Here is a 21,882-nt window from a genome sequence, read left to right as displayed (position 1 = left end):
CTGAGGTGTTAAAGGTTTGCAACCACATTTTTGAAGATGGTGGTCATTTTCGGTTCAGCCCGGTTGGACACCTCAATGATCTCCTCAATGCTTACCGCCTGAAGATTGTCGGGGAAGCATTCGTCGGTAACGATAGACATACCGAAGACTTCTGTTCCCTGATGGACTGCTGCGATGACTTCGGGAACGGTTGACATGCCGACGACATCTGCGCCGAGTGTTCTCAGCATGCGGTATTCGGCCCGGGTTTCAAGGCAGGGTCCCGGAAGGGCGACATAGACGCCCCGCTGTACTTTCAGCTTGTTGTCAAGCGCGACCTGCTCGGCTATGGAGAGAATCCTTTTTGAGTATGGTTCGCACATGTCGGGGAAGCGCGATCCGGTATCGGGATCGTTCGGGCCGATGAGAGGGTTGCCCGGAAGCATGTTGATGTGGTCGTCAATCAGCATGATGTCACCTTTGCTGAACGAAGGGTTCAGGCCGCCGCAGGCGTTGGTGATGCCGAGGGTTTTGACTCCCAGATGTTTCATGACGCGGATAGGAAAAACAATCTGGTGCATTGAGTAGCCTTCATAAAAATGAAAGCGGCCCTGCATGGCCACAACATTCTTTCCTGCCAGCTTTCCGAAAATCAGCTTGCCGTGGTGGGTTTCAACAGTTGAAATGGGGAAGTTGGGGATGTCGGCATAGTCAAGTGCAAATTCAACATCAATCTCTTTGGCAAGGGCTCCAAGACCGGTTCCCAGAACAATGCCTACGGGGTAGTCGGACTGTGTTTTTTTTCTGATGAAGGAGACTGCCTCCTGAATTTTAGCCTGCTGTGCAATCATGATGGATTGTATTTACTGGTTGACGGGCGTATGATGAACGGTCATCCTCTCTGGAATGGAAATTTTACAATATAATCCGGAAGGGGGTGAGAAAAAAATTACGGACGCTCTCTACCGTAGGCATCTTGCACCGAAAATGGCGGTTCCTACTCGTATCATTGTGGCCCCTTCCATGACGGCAGATTCAAAATCACCGCTCATTCCCATGGAGAGTTCACTCAGCTCTTCTGGATTTGGAGCCACCTCGCGCAGCTGCTTGAGCAGCTGACGGAGTCGCCTGAACTCATTTCGGGCCGATGCTTCGTCGGGAGAGGCAATGTTCATGAGCCCCCTGAGGGTAATGGAGGGGAGGGTGAAAAGGGTTTCAGCCGCCGAAAGTACCTCGTCTTCGGCCATACCGTATTTCGTGGATTCGCCGGAGGTGTTGACCTCAAGAAGGTAGTCGGCGTGCAGGTTCTGTCGGAGAGCCTGTCGGGAGAGTTCCCGGGCGGTCGAAATTTTGTCGATACCGTGTATCAGAGAGACTTTGCCTATGACCGATCGGACCTTGTTGGACTGCAGGTGGCCGATAAAGTGCCACTCGATCGGAAGTCCTTCAAGCAGCGGGTCAGTGCGTTTTTCAAGGAATTCCTGAAGGTAACTTTCTCCGAAAAGGCTGTGACCTGCATCAAATGCTTCGCGGATCATGCCGGCCGGCTTGGTTTTTGACACCGCAATCAGCCGTATGGAGGCGGGATCTCGTCCAGCCTCCACAGCTGCAGCTTCAATGCGCTGCTGAATGTCCTGAAGTCCCGCTCTTATTGATGGCATCGCTGTTCAGTCTGCTGCTGCCGCCTCAATTGATTCAATGGTCACCGGCGTCAGCGGGTTGTCGTTGGGGTCAACCTTCACTGCGGCTATCAGTTCAACCACATCCATCCCATCATCAACACTGCCGAACACCGTGTAGTTTCCGTCCAGAAAGTCGTTGTCGGCGTGGTTGATGTAGAACTGGCTTCCTGATGAGGCTTTCTGGGGGTTGTTGTCCCGGGCTGCCGCAAGGGTTCCTTTTTTGTTCGGATGGCGGATTTCTGCGGGAACCTTGTAGGAGGGGCCTCCGGTACCATGGAGTGCACGCTTGTCGTCATGACGGGAAAGCGGGTCGCCGGTCTGGACCATGAAGCCGTTGATGACCCGGTGGAAGCGGATGCCATCGTAGTATTTTTCGGCAACCATCTTCATGAAGTTGTCGCGATGCAGCGGGGTGTCATCGTAGAGGCTTACGGTAATATTTCCCAGGCTGGTTTTGATGATGAACTGTTCTGCCATGATGGTGGTGCTGGTTTTTGTGGATGAAGTGGTGTGTTACTTGTGGCCGGAAAGCATCCAGAGCGAGCGCTGGGCTGAGGCTGCTCCGGCTGAACCGGGATATGTTTCAATGATGTTGCTGTAGCGTTGACGGGCGTTGTCCTCTTTTCCATCCTTCGCCATGCAGTCTGCCGCATCGACCAGATACGAGGCTTTCAGGGCGTTGTTTACGGCTTTCCCGGAGGCTTTTTCATAGTGTTCTGCAGCTTTGGCGTACTCTTTCCTGTTGCTGAAGCAGGCCCCTTTTCCAGCAAGGACGGCAGCCTGAAGATCAGGATTTTTCATGGAGACGGTATTGAATGCCGTGAGTGCTGAATCGGGCTCACCAAGGGAATACCATGCGTTGGCAAGCAGCAGTGCTGCCATTTCGCCGCTTCGGGTGCCGTTATATGAGGCAGCTATGGTTTCCAGTCCGGGATTCTCTTTGTCCCCTTTGATGGCTGCCCGGTAGTCGCCTCTCTGGAGCAGCTGTTCAACAGCCGAAAGCTCCATGCCGGCTTCCAGTTCCCGGTCTGCCTGACGGCTCATCCAGAAATAGGTTCCTGCGGCTGCAAGCAGGCAGAACAGTGTGGCGCCGATGAGCGCATTCTTGTATTTGATGCCAAAAAAGAGAAGGTTGTCCACTGCCGACGAGGCACTGTCGTTTATGCCGCCCTGCTGTAAATCGTTCATTGAAAAGTCGTTGGTGGATCGTTGGTGTTTTTGTGAAACCTGATTGTTACTTGCTGTCCTATCGGATTTCAACCTAAACAAGTTTGTCTGATTTTCAAAAAATTCAAATCCCTCTGTTTCATTGGAGATCCAGGTTGAATGCGCTGGCGGTGTTCTTCATGATGGCTTCAGCTGCCTTTTCAACAGGGATTTCCCTGATTTCGGCGATGGTGCGGGCAACAATGGCCGCGTGGGCAGGTTCATTGCGTTTGCCACGGAATGGCACGGGAGCAAGGTAGGGGGAGTCGGTTTCTGTCAGAAGGCTCTCAAGAGGGACTGCCCTGACCACTTCGGGAAGGGTGGAGCGTTTGTAGGTAAGGGTGCCTGGTATGGAGAGGCGGAAGCCCCTTTTGATGCATTCCTGTGCGGTATTCAGGTCGCCTGAAAAGCAGTGCATGACGCCCCGGAGTGCCGAATGGTTCTCTTCATCAAGAATCCGCAGGGTGTCCTGCCATGCATCGCGAGAGTGGATGACAACCGGAAGATTGAGGCTCCGGGCCATTCTGAGCATGGTGCGGAATGCTTCCTGCTGGTTCTCCGGGCTTGTTTCGGGGTAGTGGTAGTCGAGACCGATCTCTCCAATGGCAACCACTTCAGGATATCGGGCAAGCTGCTGGAGTTCGTCAAAAGTTGCAGCTTCAATTCCGCTGTCGGCATCATGCGGATGCAGGCCGACATTGGCATGGATGAAGCTGTGTTTCCGGGCAAGATCAATTGATGTTCTGCTTGTTTCCGCATTGACGCCGGGGTCGATGAGAAGGGTGACGCCGGCTTCCTTCATTCGTTCAATGACTGCCGGGCGGTCTTCGTCAAAGGCAGGAAAGGAGAGATGGCAGTGTGCGTCAGCAAACATTGTTTCCTCCCGATGCAGTGCTGTCCGGAAAAATTCTGCCGTAGAAGATGATGAGCATGCATGCCCCTATGGTGATGGCGGAATCGGCAATATTGAAAATGGGCCAGAGTGCTATCCACTGACCGAAAAGTTCACCCCTGTAAAGGTCGAAATAGAGGAAGTCAACCACCCGTCCTGTGGTGAATCTGTCAATGAGGTTCCCGATGCCGCCACCTGCAATCAGTCCGAACGAACCGAGAAACAGCGGCTGCCTGTTTCCCTGGTAAAGTGCGTAGATGATGACTCCTGAAACGATGATTGTGGTCAGGATGAGAAGAACTGCAGGCGGAAGGAACTCCATGCCGAAGGCTATCCCGCGGTTTTCGGCATAGGTGAGGGAGAAGAGGCCGGGGATGATGGTGATGCTTTCCCCTGTGTCGCGGAGGAAGATGATTGCGAGCTGTTTGGTGAACCGGTCAAGGCCGATGACAGAGAGAAGCAGAAAGAAAAACCATCTCATGATGCGGGCGGGTGAAAAATGGATTGTGAAAAGATCAGATCGCAGTTGCACCTATTTCATTCAAAAGGGCGCTGCGGACAGCGTCCATAGGCATTTCAAGGTTGGTCCAGAGCCTGAACGCGGCAGCTCCCTGGGCGAGCAGCATTTCCATGCCCGGAATGGTTACGGCTCCGGCTTTTCTGGCGGCAAGGAGAAGGGGGGTGTCAAGCGGATTGTAGACCATGTCGTAGATGATCTGCCCCTGGTGTAGAAGGTTGCTTTCAGCCGGTACCGGGCTCATGTGAGCGTCGGGACGGCCGAGTGTTCCTACAGGAGTTGCATTGATTACGACTGCCGCGTCGCGGAGCAGTGCTGAGGATTGGCTTCCGCTCTCCTTGAGATCTCCCAGGGCGCAGCGTTTGATGGCGGGGTCTGTCATCCGGGTTTCTTTTGCCGGGTTGCGCATGAAGAGTGTTATCTCTGAAGGCATGAAGAGCGTGCGGAATGCCTCAATGGCTGCCAGGGATGCGCCGCCACTGCCAAGAATTGCAACCGGACGGCCCTGAATGGAGCGGGCGTGCGGCAGGAGGGGGGAGGCAAACCCGGCAATGTCGGTATTGTGGCCCACAAGAGTTCCCTCGTGGTTGACAATGGTGTTGACTGCCTGAATGGACTTCGCCTCTTCTGAGAGCGAATCCAGAAGGGGGACAACAGTTTTCTTGTAGGGAATGGTGACGCTGAATCCTGCAATGCCAAGCGCACGGGCCCCTTTCAAGGCGTCGGCAACCAGGTGCTCTTCGGCAATGTTGAAAATGGTGTAGCGGCAGGGAAGCGAAAGCTGCTCGAAGGCTGTGTTGTGTATCAGTGGAGAGTAGGAGTAATCCACTGCGCGACCGATAAGGCCGTAGATTTTTGTGGCCGGCCTCATGAAATTCCCAGCATCCTCCTGACAGCATCCTGCTGGTAGAGTTCAGGAAAGGCGGTCTGAAAGAACTGCTTCTTGTCGGGGTCAATCTTGAAGGCTTTGCTCAGTGCTTTCAGGGTGCTGAGTTTGTCACCGGCGGCAAAGTAGGCAGTCGCAATTTCAAAATGTGCATCTGCCGACAGCGGCTGCAATTTCAGCGATTGCTGTAAAGCTTCAATGGATCTATCTATATGTCCGGCGTCTCTGAGTACTACGGCAAAATCAACCCATATCTGCGGGCTGTCGGGTTCAAGATCTATGATGATCTGATAGGTGCTGATGGCACTGTCGAGCTGGTTGAGATTATACTCGATTTCCGCTCTGAGGAGGAGAAATTCAATACTGTCGGGTACAGAGTCAAGCGCCGCCTTGATGGAGGCAAACGCATCGTCATATTCGTCAATTGCTTCCTGGCAGCAGGCAAGGGCGAACCATGCATCAGGAAAGTCTCCGCTGAGCTGAATGCAGTTGCGATAGCAGTCAATGGCTTCCCGGTACAGCTCAAGTTCCTCGCAGGCTATGCCGAGGTTGTAAAGCGCATTGAGATCATCCGGCTCATGCTTCAGTGTTTCCCGGTAGCTTTCGGCTGCCTCTGCAATGCGTCCGGTGATGGCAAGCACATTGGCGCGGTTGTACCATGCCGAAGTGAAATCATCGGCAATGGCCAGAGCCATGTCGTAGCATTCGAGCGCTTCGTCATAGCGCTTCATTTTACTCAGAACCAGCCCGTTGTTGTACCAGGCGTTGATGTTGTATGGTTCCTCGTCAAGCGCCCTTCTGTAGCACTGGACGCTCTCATCGAATTTATCGAGCAGGTCTTTGCAGTAGGCCAGTTCATACCATGCCTCGGCAAAATCAGCATCAAGCTCAAGGGTCCGCTCAAAGTCGGCTTCTGCCTCGGCAAAGCGTTCAAGCCGCTGGAGGATGATGCCCCTGTAGTAATGGAACTCTTTTTCAATGGAGCTGTCTGAAAGTATTCCGTCAATTTCTTCAAGAGCCCTGTCGAGCTGTCCGGTATTGAACCAGGCAAGGGCAAGGTTGAGGGTCATTTCACTGTCGGAGGGGCTGAAAAGAACCGCTTTCTGGAACGCTTCAAGTGCCTCTTCGAAAAAGCCGTTGAGTGTGAGGCAGTTTCCAAGATGGAACCATGTTTCGGTATTGAAGGGGGCTATTGCTTCCAGCCTGCGGGCAACAATAAGCGCTTCAGGGTTGAAGCCTTCTTCATTGAGCTGATTGATCCTGTCAAGCAGATCTTCGGAATCAAAGATGGAGTCAATCCCCTCCAGATCTGGCTTCTGTTTTCCTGACAGGCCTTTTGGGGTATTTCGGTCGTCGTCAAAAAAATCAGGAAAGTTCATATGCAGTCGTAAAGTGTTTCATATGTTTCGACCCGTTACGAATCAGAATCATGAAATAAATATAAGAGAATTTCCTTACAAAACAGATTTCGTGAAGGTTACAAAACCCGTAATTCTTATTCGGAATGATAATGATTGAACACTGTTTCAGCCTTCATTGTTCCGGCGGTTTTCGCGAGTTCTTCAAGTGTTGCTGCGGCCACTCCTTCAGCTGAGCCAAACCGTTCAAGCAGGGTGAATGCGGTTTTTTCGCCGATGCCTTCGATTGCTGTGAGTTCTGTCTGCAGGGTGCGCTTCCGCCGAAGGGTGCGGTGATAGGAAATGGCAAAACGGTGCGACTCGTCTCGCAGCTGCTGCAATAGCTTGAGCGCGGGAGAGGTTTTCGGGAGGTTGAAGGGGTCGGGGGTGAAGGGGATGAAAATTTCCTCCAGCCGTTTGGCAAGTCCGATGACCGGAACGGAAACGCCAAGTGCGTCAAGTGCTTTTCGGGCCGTGTTGACCTGCCCCTTGCCACCGTCAACAATAATGAGGTCGGGGAGGGGGAGCTCTTTACTCAGAGAGCCTCCGTAGCGTCGGTTGATGGCCTCTTCCATGGCTGCATAGTCATCGGAGCCCTCAAAGGAGTTGAGTTTGAATTTTCTGTATCCACCTTTCAGAGGGCGGCCCATAACGAAACAGACCATTGCACTGACATAGTCGGTACCCTGAAGGTGTGAGTTGTCGAAACATTCAATTCTGTTCGGCGTGTTTTCCAGATGCAGGGCTTCGGCCAGTGCTTTGCTCCCGCTGTGTTCTCTTGCTGCTTCCCCCCGTTTCTGTTTCTGAACCATGTATTCAGCCAGATGGTGGCGTGCATTCTGGCGGCACATGTCAAGCAGGTGTGCCTTTTCCCCTATCTGCGGCACAGTGAACCGCATCTCCTTCTGCCTCCCGCCTTCGCCCTGCTGTTCACGCCCCAGAGCTCTCAGCGCTTCGGCGGCCTCCTCTTCCGGCAGTTCCGGCAGCAGGACTTCGTCGGGCATAAGGTCTGCGGTTTTGAGGTAGTGGGTTTCAAGAACCCTGCCAAGGATTGTCGCTTCGCTCTCTCCCTTGGTATTGGTGAGAATGAAGTGCTGTGAACCAAGCATTTTCCCTTCTCTGATCCGGAACACCACACCGCATGCTTCGTCTTCACCTATGGCCACAGCAACCGCGTCCCGATCTGCCCCGTCGGCCGCAACAATTTTCTGCCGTTCGCTGTACCGCTTGAGGCTGTCGAGCTGGAGTTTGATTTCAGCGGCTTCCTCAAATCGAAGATCTTCAGCGGCCGTCAGCATTTTTTCGTGAAGGTCCCGTCTGAGCCCGGCTGTTTTGCCTTTGAGCAGACGGACAATTTCTCCTATCATTTCCAGATAGTCACCTTCTTCCTGCAACCCTTCGCATGGCCCTTTGCATTTGTGGATATGGTAGTCGAGGCAGAGCTTGTATTTTTTTGAGGCTATGTTTTCTGGTGTGAGAGGGTGGCGGCAGCTTCGTACCGGAAAAATGGAGCTGATGAGGTCGAGAATGGTCCGCAGCTGACCGGCTTCCGTGTATGGACCGAACCAGATGGAACGGTCGCGTGTGCGGTTCCTGGTGATGAAAATCCGGGGGAAGGGTTCAGCGGTGATGACAAGCCACGGGTAGGTCTTGTCATCTTTCAGGTTGATGTTGTATCGGGGTTTCAGCTCCTTGATCAGGTTGTTTTCAAGAATCAGCGCTTCCACCTCCGATGAGGTGATGATGATCTCAAGATCGCGGATATGAGTGACCAGTACCTGTGTTTTTCCACTCTGCTGCAGCGGGTTGCTGAAATATGAACGAACCCGTGAACGGAGGTTTTTTGCTTTACCCACATAAATGACCCGCCCTTTGTCATTCCTGAACTGGTAGACTCCGGGCTCTTTGGGGAGCGATGCTATTTTTTCCCTGAGAAGCTTTTCCTGCTCTTTTTCTTCGGCAGCCATAGGTACTGCTTGCTGTTCTGTATGTTGTCCGTCGCTGTTCATTCCAAAGGTACAAAAAAAAGGCGCGGTTGGTTCCGCGCCTTTTTTCTCTTGAATCCTGAGTGCTTCAGTGAGCTGATGCTTCACCGGCCCCTTTAGGGTAGCGAAGGCTGTCGACCAGCTCCTGTATCTCCTGAGGAGGTGCAGGGGTGAGTCGGGAGACCACGAAGCTCACGGCAAAGTTGATGAGCATGCCAAGGGTTCCGATACCTTCAGGCGAAATCCCGAAGAGCCAGAACTCGGGCTTGTTCATGCCGGGGTTCACAAACTTGAAGTATATGATGTAGGCAGCCGTGAAGATGATGCCTGTCAACATGCCTGCAATGGCGCCCTCCTTGTTCATCCTCTTTGAGAAAATACCGAGGATGATGACCGGGAAGAACGATGCGGCGGCAAGGCCGAAGGCGAATGCCACAACCTGGGCAACGAATCCCGGAGGGTTGATGCCGAAGTAGCCGGCAACAACAATGGCTATTGCTACTGCAATACGGGCGGAGAGCAGCTCTGACTTTTCGCTGATGCCGGGATTCAGCTGCTTTTTGATCAGGTCATGCGCTATTGATGTTGAAATGACCAGCAGGAGACCGGCTGCGGTCGAAAGCGCTGCGGCAAGGCCTCCAGCCGCAACAAGTGCGATGACCCATGCAGGAAGTTTGGCGATTTCAGGGTTGGCGAGCACAATGATATCGCGGTCGATGTAGAGCTCGTTAGCGTTGTCTGTGGTTGTTTCGTTGGAGACAAGCCGCTGGCCGAGTTCGCCTGTTTCGCCGGTGAAAGCAGGTTTCCCGGCAAACGGATCACCTTTCACATACTGGATTGCTCCGTCGCCATTCTTGTCGGCCCATGCAAGCAGGCCTGTGCCTTCCCAGGTCTTGAACCATGAAGGGAGTTCGCTGTACTGCTGGTTGCTGACCGTATTGATCAGGTTGTAACGGGCAAAGGCGGCAATTGCGGGTGCCGTGGTGTAGAGAAGCGAGATGAAAATAAGCGCCCAGCCGGCCGAGATGCGTGCATCACGAACTTTGGGAACCGTAAAGAAGCGGACGATCACATGCGGAAGGCCAGCGGTACCGACCATCAGCGCAAAGGTGATGAAGAAGACATCGATCATTGGTTTTGAGCCGTCGGTATATGATGCGAAGCCGAGTTCTTCATGCAGTCCGTTAAGCCTGTCGAGCAGAAAGCCTCCTCCGTCAACAAGCTCGCTGCCGAAGCCAATCTGCGGGATGGGGGTGCCGGCGATAAGCATGGAAATGAAGATGGCCGGAACCATGTATGCGAATATCAGCACACAGAACTGAGCCACCTGCGTATAGGTGATTCCCTTCATGCCGCCGAGTACGGCGTAGAAGAAGACGATGCACATGCCGATGATGATGCCGGTGTTGATGTCGACCTCAAGGAACCGCGAGAACACCACGCCGACGCCGCGCATCTGGCCTGCCACATAGGTGAAGGAGACGAAGATGGCGCAGATGATGGCAACTGTTCGTGCTGCGTTCGAGTAGTAGCGGTCGCCTACAAAATCCGGCACGGTGAACTTGCCGAACTTGCGGAGATACGGGGCAAGAAGCAGCGCCAGAAGCACATAGCCGCCTGTCCAGCCCATAAGGTATACCGAGCCGTCATACCCCATGAAGGAGATAAGGCCGGCCATTGAAATGAATGAAGCTGCCGACATCCAGTCGGCTGCTGTTGCCATGCCGTTGAGGACCGGCGGAACGCCGCCTCCGGCAACATAGAATTCTTTCGTGGATCCCGCTTTCGCCCATACCGCAATTGCGATATAGATCAGAAAGGTTATTCCTACGATGGTGTAAGTCAAGCTCTGTACATCCATAGCGATACAGTGTTAAGGTTTGGTGTGTGTGATTTTTTTTGGATGCCCTTAATCCTCGCGGACATCAAACTTCTTGTCGAGCCGGTTCATGAGAGCCACATAAACGAAAATCAGCACCACGAAGGTGTAGATGGAGCCCTGCTGCGCAAACCAGAAGCCGAGCTTGAACCCGCCAATATGGATGGCATTGAGCTGGTCGACAAGCAGGATGCCGAACCCGAACGAAACGACAAACCATACCACCAGCAGACTGATGAGGTAGCTGAGGTTGATTTTCCAGTACTCTTTGAGTTTTCCTTGTTCCATTTGGTTTTGTGTGTTTGTTGTTGTGGTTGTAATGCTGAAAACACATACCCGTAAGATAATGAAAAAGTTCTGCCTTTTGTACGGGTTTCATAATTGTTAACACGCGCTGACGCAAAACGCCCGAAAGCGCTCAGCAGTTCAAGCGCTTTCGGGCGTTTTATCCTGGTGTTTGCCTTTATTCGGCTATGACCGGAGTAAGCATTTTTGCTTCATCATCAGCAACGCTCCCGCCCATAACCTTGGCGATGTTGCCGCCGAAAATTTTTGCCATGAGGCCCATGTTCATTCCGGTGATGTAGATCTTTCCATCGTTTCCTTCATACACTCCCCAGGCGCAGGGCATGAGTGTGGATACCTCGGGGTTCGTTGCGAGTACATCGCCTGCATACCTGGCGTTGCAGAGTTCGACGATGCTGACCTGCTTGTCGAGTGTGAATCCCTGCTTTGTGATGGCAGCAGTCATGTTTCTGGTGGCCGGTGACTGCCAGTTGTTCGCCTCTATGGAGGTTTTCAGCGCGGCGCATGTTTCTTCAACTGTGGTATAACGGCTTTCATGCGTGTTGAGCATCATGCCGGGCATCATTTTCATGGCGAGTATTCCTGTGAGAATGACGCCAGCGATGAGTCCCGTAATAAAAGTGACAGCTTTGTTCATTGTTCTTGATTTTTGTAGTTGCAGAAACGGTTGTGAGGATTGCGGCATATCGAAAACAATGTACGGTGAAATCTCTTTTCTGGCAAATGCCAATAAAAGAGAAAAGGCCACCTTTTCAGGCGGCCTTTTCATCTTTGACTTCAAGCGTAAGGTTGTGGCTTAGAAGCTGACAGTTGCCCAGAGCTCCGTACGGAAAGTGCTTGCATCGACATCGGTGTCGACTGTCTCTTTGGAGGTGGCGAGCCAGCGAAGGGTCGGCTGCAGGGTGAAGCTGCCGGCAGCTGACTCGTAGACCTTATACTGGTACTGTGCCCACACGAAGGTGCCGGAGTAGTTGGTGTCGGTTACTTTATCTTTCGAGGCACTGTAATCGATCCAGGCCATGACCGGACCGCTCTCGCCTTTCAGACGGAGGAGGGCACCGTGGTAATCGGCCCTGCGGTTGGCGGCATGAGAGACTGTACCGTCGTTGGTGTCGTCACAGATGGTATAGAATGCGCTGCAGGACATTTTCACATCACCGACCGGCATCGAAGCGTTGGCGCCGAAAGTCACCGGGGTGACATTGTTGGCCAGGTTGTAATTTGCCGTTGTGGTGCCTGTCGAATAAGCAATCACCTCATCCTGATCGCGGATGTTCGATTGGGTCAGCACCGTGATGACCTGAGGCTCGATGGTGAAGTCGCCGATGGTGGTTTTGTAGGCGAGGTGGAGCGCATAGCCGTCGTTGAAGAGACCGTCGTTCTCATTATCGCTGACAATGGTGGAGTTGTTGTCAAGCACCACAAATGTTGCATTGGCTTCACCATCACCAAGCTTCATTCCGTAGTTCATTCCGTAGACACGGTCGAAGTTGATGTTGAACACCGGCTGGTCCAGTGGCTGCATCGGGTAGAGTGTGAGGTCGAAGACAGGGTTGTTGAGGCTGTTGAGCGGAAGACGGCCCATCATGTAATGGCTGTTTTCCATCATGCGGCCGAAGTAGAAGTTCGAGACATCAAGCTCAATTCTTTCAGCGTTCTCCGCGAGTTTTTGCCATCCGCCTGCGATATTGGCATTCTCGTTCATGATCATGGCCTTGAAGAAGTATCCGCTGCCGATGTCGGCTGCAGCTTTCAGCCTGACACGGTACTGGAAGCTCACGTCATCACGGTTATCTTCGCCCGTGGTGGTCGATTTGAATTCGCTGCGTACGCGGACGCCGGCATCACCGCCGAATTTCAGCTCAGCTGAAGCGGGTGTGGCGTATGCCACTACTGCAAGCAGTGCAGCAAGTGAGAGCATTTTTTTCATTGTGTTCTCCGTTAGGTTGTGTGTGTGTCTTCAAAAAAACTGCGCCGTTCCTGCTGTGAAGGAATCGGTGCCGGTCGCTCAAAAGAACAATAGTGTGTGTGCTTAACATTAAATTTAATAAAATTAACGCACAATGAAGAAAATTTTTAATTATTGGTTTTCATCATGATGGAGGCGGGTTGTCTCTTTTTGTGATTCACAAGTAATAGGATTGACGCATATGAACGAGGTGAAACTCAGGGTCAGCGCGCTCTGCATACGGGATGGTGCGCTGCTTCTTATTGAGCATAAAAGCTTTGCTCCGGACGATCCGGCCTTGCCGGAAAGCTACTGGATACTTCCTGGCGGCGGTGTTGAACGGGGTGAAACGCTTGACGAAGCTGTGAGGCGTGAGATGCTTGAGGAGACCGGGCTCAGCTGCAGCGTCGGGGGGATGGTGTTTATCAAGGAGCTGCTCTATCCGTATCCGGGCGCTGAGGCACAGGGCAGCCGCCACCATTCGCTCTCGCTTGGCTTTCACTGCGAAGTGACGGGTGGTGAGACAGTGACGGGGAAGGATCCCGAGTATCCGGATGACGAGCAGATGATTCTGAAGGTCGACTGGATTCCGCTGGCTGAACTTGGCCGGTATGAACTCTATCCTCCCTTTCTCGGGGAGTTTGTGCAAAAAGGGGCTTCGGCCGGATTCCATTCAGCAGCACCTGAGTTTTTCGATTCTCTGCTCTGAGTCTTCCACCCTGTCCGCATTTACGATTCAAAAGCCCCTGCAGTTCAGGGGCTTTTGCGTTATGGGTATGTTGGTCCGTGTTTCCGGTTCAGAACAGATGGCCGAAGCGGATGCCGATGTTGTCGATGCCAGGATTGGGATCGGCAGTGTTGGCGTTGGAAATATGGTCCATCATGAGCGACATCCTGTTGCACTCGCTGAGGTTGTATCCTACCTCGAGTGCGAGCCGGAGGAGAACGGCGCTTCCGAGATCCTTGCCGGATTCGTTGTTTGCCGAGAGTCCGACTGCCGCATCAAAAAAGACGCCGTTCTTCCACTGGTACTCCCAGAGGCCGCCGCTGTAAATGTAGCTCGTGTCGCCTGCGCTGTTGATCGACATGCCGAGGTTGGGGCGTGCAATGCCGCCCAGAACTTCCCACTCAGGAGTGAAAATGAGCTCGCCGTTGAAATCGATGCCTTGTTCAGAGGGGGCTGCGCCCCAGAGGTTGATGTCGGTATCGTGGGCCATGATGCCGATGCGGTATTCATGGAGCACTGTGCCCCTTGATTCTGCATGTGTCTGCAGGGGGGAGAGGAATAGAGAGGTGAGCAGCAGGCTGGCTGCTATGAATTTCCCGTGGAGGTTTTTCATGGCTGTTCTGTTTTGTGGTTGTGTGTTGTTGTGTGTGGTACTGCTAAGGGGTTCCGCCGAGCAGGGTCTCAAGTACCGCCATACGGATGGCAATGCCGTTGGTGACCTGCTCGAGCAGCATGCTTTTGGAATAGCCGGGCGGCTGTATCCGGTCGGCTACATGGTTTGAAATTTCTATTTCACGGTTGATGGGGCCGGGATGCAGAACCAGAAGGTGTTTGCCGGTTCTCTCAAGGCGTTCGTCGGTCAGGCCGTAATGGCGTGAGTATTCTTCAAGCGAAGGCAGATAGGTTCCGCTGGCCCGTTCAAGCTGCAGGCGGAGTACAATGGCCGTATCGGCCCAGGCAATTGCGCGGTCGAGGTCGGTGAAAAGACGGACTCCGAGTTTTTCCGCATCAGGGGGGATCAGTGTTACCGGGCCGCAGAGCCCTACTTCAGCACCGGCCCTCAGCAGGCCGTAAATGTTTGAGCGGGCAACCCTGCTGTGAAGCACATCGCCGATGATGGTGACCTTCAGCCCTTTGAGTGAGCCGAAGTGCTCCCGAAGAGTGAACATGTCGAGCAGGGCCTGGGTGGGATGCTCGTTTGAGCCGTCGCCGGCGTTGATGACAGGTTTCGGGGTGATGCGGCTGATGAGTTTTGCGCTGCCCGATGAGGGGTGGCGGAGGACGAAAGCGTCTACCTGCATTGCCTCAAGGTTTTTTATCGTGTCGCTCAGGGTTTCACCTTTGCTGACACTGCTTGATGCAGCGCTGAAGCCGAGTGTTCCTGCTCCAAGGTTTCTGGCGGCTATTTCAAAGGAGAAACGGGTGCGGGTTGAGTTCTCGAAAAAAACCAGAGCTATGCGCCTGTTCTTGAGCGTCGGGCTGAAGGATGCATTGGGGGAGCGGAGTGTCTGCTTGAATCCGGCCGCTGTATCAAGCAGTCCGGTGATGGAATCTGCACTGAGTCCGCTGAGTCCGGTGAGATGGTTCATGTCCGCCATAGGGATGGGCTTGTTGTCTGGGGTCATCTGCTGCAAAATATACTGAACATTTTTCTGAACAGGAAAGGAGGCTTTTCTGCAGGGATGCTTACCCCCCGGCCGCTTCCCAGTCCGCAAAGAGTTTCTCCAGTTTTTCAGAGAGTGCATGGTACTCTTCAAGCACTTTCGCGGTCTCGTTCTGGCTTTTTCTGTAGAAATCTTCCGTGGCCATCAGCGTTTCCATGCGCTCTTTGTCCTGCTCCAGCCGATTGATCTCCTTTTCCAGAGCGGCAATCTTTTTCGGGTCTTTCTGCTTTTCAGCCTTTGCCCGGCCAGTCGGTTTTTTAGCCTCAGGTGCTTTTGTGGCGGCTGATTTTGCTTTCAGTGCAGCGCATTCACGGCGCTTTTCCTCCTCATGCTCCTGTTCCGATTTCTCCAGATACTCGGCATAAGTGCCAAGATAGAGCTGCAGAGAGCCGTTTTTCAGGGCAACAACCTTGTTGACGAGACTGTCGAGAAAATACCGGTCGTGGCTTACCAGAAGAAGGGTGCCGTCATAGTTTTCAAGCGAATCGATCAGCATCTCCTTTGAACGCATGTCGAGATGGTTGGTCGGTTCATCCATCACCAGAAGGTTGGAGGCCTGCAGCAGTATTCTTGCAAGCGCCACACGCGATTTTTCACCGCCCGACAGCACCTTTATTTTCTTTTCAATGGCATCTCCGCTGAAGAGAAAGCAGCCGAGGATGTCGCGTACTTTTTTCTGCGCTTCTGCAGTTGGTGCAGCATCAAGCATCTCCTTGTAGATGCTTTTGTCGGGAGCGAGATTTTCAGTCTGGTGCTGCGCAAAATAGTTGAGCGTCACATTATGGCCAACAGTGAGTTTGCCGTCGAACTCGATTTCATCGGCCAGGATTTTACAGAAGGTTGTTTTTCCGGCACCGTTTGAGCCTACAATGGCAATTCTGTCACCCCGCATGATTTCCAGATCAAGACCTTTGAGCACCTGTTTGGTTGTTCCGTCCGGCAGGGGGTAGCTTTTTCCTACGCCTTCAAGCCGCATGACCTCGCGTCCTGAAGGCTGTGCCTTGGGGAAACGGAAGGAGATGCGGGAGAGGTCCTCTTCGGGACATTCCATCTCCTTCTCAAGCTTTTCCATCTGGCGCAGCCTGCTCTGGGCCTGACGGGCTTTGGTCGCCTTGGCGCGGAACCGGTTGACGAACGACTGCAGTTCGGCAATTTTTTTCTTGTCGTTCTGATACTTGCCCATCATCAGCTCAAAGCGCTCCGCCTTGTCTATTTCATAGCGGGAGTAGTTTCCCTTGTATTCATCAATACGCTGGAATGAGATTTCAAGCGTTTTTGTGGTCAGCTTGTCAAGAAAAAACCTGTCGTGCGACACAATCATGTAACTGTGTTCGTAATTCAGCAGGTAATTCTCAAGCCAGCGGAGCGAATCTATATCAAGGTGGTTGGTCGGTTCATCAAGCAGGAGCAGGGTAGGGTTCTGCAGGAGCAGTTTGGCAATATGCAGACGCATCTGCCATCCGCCGGAAAATGATTTGACCTTTTTGTGGAAGTCGATTTCACTGAACCCGAGTCCCGCAAGCACCTTCTCTGCATCCGACTGCATGCTGTATCCGCCGAGATGGTCGAACTCATGCATGGCGTCCGAGTAGCGTTCAATCAGGTCGTGGTAGGCAGCGCTTTCATAATCCTGTTCAGGCAGCGCCAGTTCATGCTCCATCGTGGTGATTTTCCCCGACAGCTCAAACAGCCGGGCATTGGCCTGCAGGGCATAATGCAGAGCGGTTTTTTCAAGATCCCCCTCAAAAGATATTTCCTGCGGCAGGTAGCCTATTGTGGTTTCAGCCGATTTGATGAACTGCCCGTTGCTGATGAGCGCCGAATCGCTTCCGGTGCCGCTGATGAGGCGCAGCAGTGTGGACTTGCCCGTGCCGTTGAGCCCCACCAGGCCAACATGGTCGGTGTCACCAACACGGAACGAAGTGTCGGAAAGGAGCTCTTTGGTGCCGACGCTGAGCGATAGGTTTCGGGCTTCAAACATAGTCAATCATCATTGTATGATAAATGCATCCGGGGGGTCTCGGGGGATGAAGGTAGTAATTTTTCCTCAAATGTTTCGGACTTTCGGACCCCCGACCGGCCGGCCGCTCATAGCTTCATGAAGTTAGTACACTCAGTCATGAGTGTCCCCAACTTTTGCGTGGTTTTTACAAAGAGTGTGAGTTGGGTTTTGTTTATTGTAAGGTCGGGCTGTTCTATGGTGGGAGAGTTCTTGCGTGTTGGTCGTCAAACAGGTAAAGTTTCTTATGAGAATTGTAGTGCTTGTGTTGCTTCTTGTTTGTGAGGCAATTCCTTTTGCTTCTTTGCGGGCGGAGGAGGTGCTGAGTTGGGAGCAGTGTGTTGCTGAGGCGCGAAGCCGCCATCCTGATCTGCAGTCGGCCATGGCCTCAATCAGGGCTGCAGAGGAGGAGCGGAAGATAGCGGGATCGCCGCTTCTGCCTTCGCTTTCTGTTCAGGGCGGGGCGAGGGAGCTCGGGTATACGGGAAGCAGGGCCGGTTCAGCCGGCGCTCAGTATTCTTATGCCCTTGCCGGCGCTCAGCTGCTCTATGATGGCGGCAAAAGTTCAGGGCTTGCCCGTGCGGCGGGGGAGGGGGTGAAGGGGGCGGAAAGCTCCCGTGAGGCGGTGTCTGCGGATGTTCGCTTCGCTCTGCGCTCGGCTTTTACGAGTCTCTTGAAAGCTCAGGAATATGTGACGCTTGCAGCTGATATCCAGGGCAGGCGGCTGCGTAATGTTCGTCTCATCGGCCTTCGCTACCGGGCAGGGCGGGAGCATATCGGTTCACTTCGCAAGGCGGAGGCTGATTTGGCTGATGCCGAGTTTGAGGTTGCACGGGCTTCACGCGGACTTGGTGTTTCCCGTTCTGCACTGTCAACGGCCATGGGTCGTGGCCTCGGCAGTACCCATCTTAAGGTGCGCGGTTCGTTCACTGCTGTGGAGCCAGCAGAACAGCGTCCTGATTTCATGACGCTTGCCTCGGAAAGTCCCGTGGTGAGGAGTCTGGAGGCGCGGATGCGTGCTTCCGGGTTTGATTTGCGTGCAGCCCGAAGCGCGTTTTCTCCTGAACTGTCCCTGAGCTCTTCGATTGGGCGCAGTGCAGCGGATGACTGGAATCCGGATGAGTCGGAATGGAGGGTCGGCCTTGATCTTGCTGTTCCGATTTATGAGGGTGGCAGCGGTCGTGCTGGTGTTGCGAAAGCCCGTGCGGTGGTAAGTCGGGATGAAGCGGAACTGAAAAGCGGTCTGCACAGTGTGCTTGATCTTCTCGAGGAGCGGTGGAAGAGTTATCTCGATGCCTTGCAGTATGTTGCGGTGCGGAAAAAATTTCTTGAGGCTGCTGTTGAGCGGGCGGCCATAGCTAATGCCCAGTATTCGAACGGGTTGATTTCGTTTGACGACTGGGTCATTATTGAAGACAGTCTTGTCAGTGCAAAAAAGGAGTTTCTCAATGCCGGGGCGGATCTGCTTATCGCCGAGGCTCAATGGATACAGTCAAAAGGAGAAGGGCTTGATGGCATCGGGGAATAAGGTTGTGTGGGGGCTTTCGGCGGCGGCTGTTGCTGCCGTTGTGATTCTTCTGTTTGTGTTTGCCGGCAGAAAAACGGCTGGACAGCAGTATACAGTGATCAATCCTTCACGGGGGACACTTGTTGAAACGGTTTCAACGACCGGCGTGGTTGAGCCCCGCAACAGGCTGAAAATTCAGCCTGCCATAGCTGGAAGGGTGGAGGAGGTGATGGTTCAGGAGGGCGAAATGGTTGAAAAGGGTCGGGTGCTGGCTCTTCTGAGTTCAAGTGAACGGGCTGCGCTGCTTGACGCAGCAAAGCTTCAGGGAAAGGACGAACAGGCATACTGGAAGAGCGTTTATCGCGAAACGGCTGTCCTCGCGCCTATTGATGGACAGGTTATTGTCCGGAGCATTGAGCCGGGGCAGACGGTGAGCGCTTCCGACTCACTCTTTGTGCTTTCAGACCGGCTGACGGTGACGGCATTTGTGGATGAGACGGATATCGGCCGTGTGCAGAACGGTCAGAGGGCGGTGATAAGCCTTGACGCTTATCCCGATATCAGGGTCGGTGGAGAGGTTTCGCATATTTATTATGAGTCGCACCTGCAGAACAATGTGTCTATTTATTTTGTGGATGTCGTTCCTGACAGTATCCCTTCGGTGTATCGTTCAGGGATGAGTGCCAATATTGATATTGCTGTGAGGGAAAGGCAGCATGCGCTGCTGCTTCCCCGGGCGGCTGTGAGGGTTTCGGGAAAACGCTCTGAGGTTCTGCTGGAAGAATCAGGTGGTGGCGGCTCCGGGGGGCGGAATGTTGCGGTGATCACTGGTATTTCCGATGATGACAGCATTGAGATACTCGGCGGGATTTCCGATAGCGCCAGAGTGCTCATGCCGGATGCTTCTTTTGTTCTTCCATCTGAAAAAGATGCAACCAACCCCTTTATGCCCAGGCGGAAGAAGAAAAAAGACTCATGATGCCGTTGCTTGAACTTGTTGATGTGCATCGCTCCTACAAGATAGGGGAGAGTACGGTGCATGCCCTTCGTGGCGTGTCACTGAAAATCCGTCGCGGCGAGTTTGTGGCTGTTATGGGTTCATCGGGGTCGGGGAAATCTTCCCTGCTGCACATTCTCGGCCTGCTTGACAACCCCGATAGTGGCGAGTATCGGATATTCGGGCGGAATGTGAACGATCTTTCAGGAGATGAACAGGCGGGGCTGCGAAACCATATGGCCGGGTTCGTCTTTCAGCAGTTTCATCTTCTCAAGCGGATGAGTGTTGTGGATAATGTTCGTCTTCCTCATATCTATAGCGGTGAACAGGGAGATTTCCGGCAGGAGGCATTGAGGCGGCTGGAGGAGGTTGGTCTCGGGCATCGTACCGACCATACACCAAACCAGCTTTCGGGCGGCGAGCAGCAGCGGGTTGCCATTGCCCGTGCACTCATCCGCGATCCCGGCATCATTTTCGCCGATGAGCCCACCGGAAACCTTGATTCCGTGAATTCTGCCGAGATCATGAAGATTCTTCAGGATCTTCACCGTGAGGGGCGGACCATCATCATGGTGACGCATGAGCACGATATAGCTGCCTATGCGGGGCGTGTTCTTACCATGCGCGACGGGTTGGTTGTGAGCGATGAGCAAAGAGATGTGGTGGACGGGCCGACTGAGATACCCAATGACTATGAAAAAGCAGGGGAGTCAATGTGGCATGCCTCCCGCCCCATTTCCCTCTGGAAGGATGGCCGGTTCATCGGGTTCATGCAGCAGGCTTTTCAGGCGATTTTTGCCAACAAGGTCCGCTCTTTTCTTTCAGTGCTTGGCATTCTTGTGGGTGTGGCTTCAGTGATAGCCCTTATGGCTCTTGGCGAAGGGGCGAAGTCAGCGATGCAGGAGGAGCTGAAGTCCATGGGCTCAAACCTGCTGTCGGTGCGTGGAGGTTCTTCAAAAGTCAGAGGCTCTGCCCGGGCTGCGGGTGCAATTGCGCCGTTTACTTTTACCGATGTCAAGGATATTGCGGCCATGCGACCCATGATACGCAATGCAGCGGGAACGGTCAGTGGCAGTGCCCGGATTGTGTATGGCAACAAAAACTGGAGTGCGAGCCTTGATGGTGTTGGTTTTGAGTTCGGCCTCATGCGGGCGGCAGTGCCTTCAATAGGCAGATGGTTTACCCGTGAAGAGATTCAGAAACGGGATAAAGTGGCCATTCTCGGCATGACGGTTGTGAGGGAGCTGTTCGGCAACGCCAACCCTCTCGGGCGTACCGTGAAAATCAACAGGATAAATTTCAGGGTTATCGGCGTGGCACCACCAAAAGGATTTTCGGGACCCAGAGATGGGGACGATGTGGTGATGATTCCGGTAACAACAGCCATGTACCGTGTTCTGGGAAAAGATTACCTGAGCTATATCTATGTTGAGGTACGCCATGCGGCGGAGATTAAAAAAGCCAAAAAGGCCATCAGTGCGCTTATCATGAAAAACCACCGGCTGAGGGAAGCTGATGAGGCGTTCTACATCAGGGATATGACGGAAATCCAGGAGATGCTTTCCAGCACAACACAGACGATGAGCCTCCTGTTGGGCTCCATTGCGGCGATTTCGCTCCTTGTTGGCGGCATAGGCATTATGAACATCATGCTGGTGTCGGTGACGGAAAGGACCAGAGAGATCGGGCTTCGTAAGGCAATTGGTGCGCGGCGGAGCGACATTCTGCTGCAGTTTCTTGTGGAGTCGGTCGGCTTGACCCTCAGTGGTGGTATCATGGGTGTGGTGAGTGGCACCGGTATTGCGTTTCTTCTGGCTCTTTTCGCCGGGTGGAGCGTGAAGGCTTCGCTGCTTTCGGTGGTGCTTGCAACATGTTTTTCAGCACTCATCGGTATTTTTTTCGGTCTCTGGCCTGCGAGGAAAGCCGCGGATCTGAAGCCGGTAGAGGCGCTTCGTTATGAGTAGAGAAAAAAAATATTTTTTTGTGCAAGGTTCTTCCACAATGCTCGTCTTATGTATTGAACGCACCTGTGTGGTTGCAGTTGAGTTCACCTAAAAGGTAGTGTGATGTGTGATGTGTGGTTGGATTTCGGCAACTGGTCTACTCTGAAGTTATGGTGAAACCATGATGATAACGAATCGCAAAGATGACTGATGACTGAGATGCGGGGTATGACTTGTTGTTGATTTGGACAGGCCTGTGGAGAAATCTGCCGGCCTGTCTTTTTTTTGCTTCATTTGACAATAAAAAAAGCACCCCGACTCTCTATCGGGGTGCTTTTTTTATTGATGGTATGCTTCTGGTCCCCTAT

The 21,882-nt window shown here is 53.2% G+C and carries 20 protein-coding genes; 4 read left to right on the top strand and 16 right to left on the bottom strand.

All coding sequences use genetic code 11. The features are described 5' to 3' along the window. Positions 1–8: 8 nt before the first annotated feature. From EKD02_RS04950 to EKD02_RS04890, 13 genes are all read right to left on the bottom strand, one after another. The gene (locus EKD02_RS04950; RefSeq protein ID WP_011889783.1) at positions 9–830 is read right to left on the bottom strand and encodes a purine-nucleoside phosphorylase; all 822 of its coding nucleotides are present in this window, start codon (positions 828–830) and stop codon (positions 9–11) included. 111 nt (positions 831–941) lie between these two features. Next, positions 942–1,640: a YggS family pyridoxal phosphate-dependent enzyme gene (locus EKD02_RS04945; protein ID WP_126384166.1), complete on the bottom strand. Its 699-nt coding sequence runs from the start codon at positions 1,638–1,640 to the stop codon at positions 942–944. 6 nt (positions 1,641–1,646) lie between these two features. Continuing rightward, a complete protein-coding gene (locus EKD02_RS04940; RefSeq protein WP_126384163.1) occupies positions 1,647–2,138 on the bottom strand; it encodes a peptidylprolyl isomerase in 492 nt (163 codons plus the stop codon). Positions 2,139–2,174: 36 nt separating this feature from the next. After that, a complete protein-coding gene (locus tag EKD02_RS04935) occupies positions 2,175–2,849 on the bottom strand; it encodes a tetratricopeptide repeat protein (RefSeq protein ID WP_126384160.1) in 675 nt (224 codons plus the stop codon). 118 nt (positions 2,850–2,967) lie between these two features. Further along, positions 2,968–3,741, bottom strand: a complete 774-nt coding sequence (locus tag EKD02_RS04930) for a TatD family hydrolase (RefSeq protein ID WP_126384157.1) — start codon at positions 3,739–3,741, stop codon at positions 2,968–2,970. After that, a complete protein-coding gene (gene lspA / locus EKD02_RS04925) occupies positions 3,731–4,240 on the bottom strand; it encodes a signal peptidase II (RefSeq protein WP_126384154.1) in 510 nt (169 codons plus the stop codon). Before lspA ends, EKD02_RS04930 begins: the two co-directional genes overlap by 11 nt. A 34-nt stretch (positions 4,241–4,274) precedes the next feature. Beyond that, on the bottom strand, positions 4,275–5,147 hold the full coding sequence (locus EKD02_RS04920; RefSeq protein WP_126384151.1) for a shikimate dehydrogenase: 873 nt from the start codon (positions 5,145–5,147) through the stop codon (positions 4,275–4,277). Next, positions 5,144–6,541 carry a tetratricopeptide repeat protein gene (locus EKD02_RS04915; protein ID WP_011889790.1) on the bottom strand — a complete coding sequence of 466 codons (1,398 nt, stop codon included), beginning with the start codon at positions 6,539–6,541 and terminating at the stop codon, positions 5,144–5,146. Before EKD02_RS04915 ends, EKD02_RS04920 begins: the two co-directional genes overlap by 4 nt. Positions 6,542–6,657: 116 nt before the next feature. Then, positions 6,658–8,526, bottom strand: coding sequence for an excinuclease ABC subunit UvrC (gene uvrC / locus EKD02_RS04910; protein WP_041470046.1), 1,869 nt, complete (start codon positions 8,524–8,526; stop codon positions 6,658–6,660). 106 nt (positions 8,527–8,632) lie between these two features. Then, positions 8,633–10,405, bottom strand: a complete 1,773-nt coding sequence (locus EKD02_RS04905; protein ID WP_011889792.1) for a sodium:solute symporter family protein — start codon at positions 10,403–10,405, stop codon at positions 8,633–8,635. A 48-nt stretch (positions 10,406–10,453) separates the two neighbouring features. Then, positions 10,454–10,711: a DUF4212 domain-containing protein gene (locus EKD02_RS04900; RefSeq protein WP_011889793.1), complete on the bottom strand. Its 258-nt coding sequence runs from the start codon at positions 10,709–10,711 to the stop codon at positions 10,454–10,456. A gap of 175 nt (positions 10,712–10,886) precedes the next feature. Next, positions 10,887–11,366 carry a DUF302 domain-containing protein gene (locus EKD02_RS04895; RefSeq protein ID WP_223267000.1) on the bottom strand — a complete coding sequence of 160 codons (480 nt, stop codon included), beginning with the start codon at positions 11,364–11,366 and terminating at the stop codon, positions 10,887–10,889. A 159-nt stretch (positions 11,367–11,525) separates the two neighbouring features. Next, entirely contained in the window at positions 11,526–12,659 is a 1,134-nt protein-coding gene (locus EKD02_RS04890; protein WP_126384145.1) for a hypothetical protein, read from the bottom strand. Positions 12,660–12,879: 220 nt separating this feature from the next. Between EKD02_RS04890 and EKD02_RS04885 the strand changes: the two genes are divergently transcribed. Continuing rightward, complete coding sequence (locus EKD02_RS04885; RefSeq protein WP_011889796.1) at positions 12,880–13,386, top strand: NUDIX domain-containing protein; 507 nt, start codon at positions 12,880–12,882, stop codon at positions 13,384–13,386. Between the two features lie 88 nt (positions 13,387–13,474). Here EKD02_RS04885 and EKD02_RS04880 read toward each other — a convergent pair whose 3' ends face one another. The 3 genes from EKD02_RS04880 to EKD02_RS04870 form a co-directional block, all read right to left on the bottom strand. Continuing rightward, the gene (locus tag EKD02_RS04880) at positions 13,475–14,017 is read right to left on the bottom strand and encodes an acyloxyacyl hydrolase (RefSeq protein WP_126384142.1); all 543 of its coding nucleotides are present in this window, start codon (positions 14,015–14,017) and stop codon (positions 13,475–13,477) included. A 43-nt stretch (positions 14,018–14,060) separates the two neighbouring features. After that, on the bottom strand, positions 14,061–14,993 hold the full coding sequence (locus tag EKD02_RS04875; RefSeq protein WP_126342599.1) for an aspartate carbamoyltransferase catalytic subunit: 933 nt from the start codon (positions 14,991–14,993) through the stop codon (positions 14,061–14,063). A 97-nt stretch (positions 14,994–15,090) separates the two neighbouring features. Further along, a complete protein-coding gene (locus EKD02_RS04870) occupies positions 15,091–17,049 on the bottom strand; it encodes an ABC-F family ATP-binding cassette domain-containing protein (protein ID WP_126342524.1) in 1,959 nt (652 codons plus the stop codon). A 265-nt stretch (positions 17,050–17,314) separates the two neighbouring features. Between EKD02_RS04870 and EKD02_RS04865 the strand changes: the two genes are divergently transcribed. From EKD02_RS04865 to EKD02_RS04855, 3 genes are read left to right on the top strand one after another with little or no spacing between them, the layout of a single operon-like run. Continuing rightward, positions 17,315–18,595: a TolC family protein gene (locus EKD02_RS04865; protein WP_126384139.1), complete on the top strand. Its 1,281-nt coding sequence runs from the start codon at positions 17,315–17,317 to the stop codon at positions 18,593–18,595. Beyond that, complete coding sequence (locus tag EKD02_RS04860) at positions 18,579–19,553, top strand: efflux RND transporter periplasmic adaptor subunit (protein WP_126384136.1); 975 nt, start codon at positions 18,579–18,581, stop codon at positions 19,551–19,553. The genes EKD02_RS04865 and EKD02_RS04860 overlap by 17 nt, the downstream gene beginning before the upstream one ends. Continuing rightward, positions 19,550–21,535: an ABC transporter permease gene (locus EKD02_RS04855; protein WP_126384133.1), complete on the top strand. Its 1,986-nt coding sequence runs from the start codon at positions 19,550–19,552 to the stop codon at positions 21,533–21,535. The genes EKD02_RS04860 and EKD02_RS04855 overlap by 4 nt, the downstream gene beginning before the upstream one ends. Positions 21,536–21,882 lie beyond the last annotated feature (347 nt).

The sequence above is a fragment of the Chlorobium phaeovibrioides genome (genome assembly GCF_003968655.1).
GTDB classification, from domain to species: Bacteria; Bacteroidota; Chlorobiia; order Chlorobiales; family Chlorobiaceae; genus Chlorobium; species Chlorobium phaeovibrioides.
This window is presented reverse-complemented; position numbering and strand designations above follow the sequence as displayed.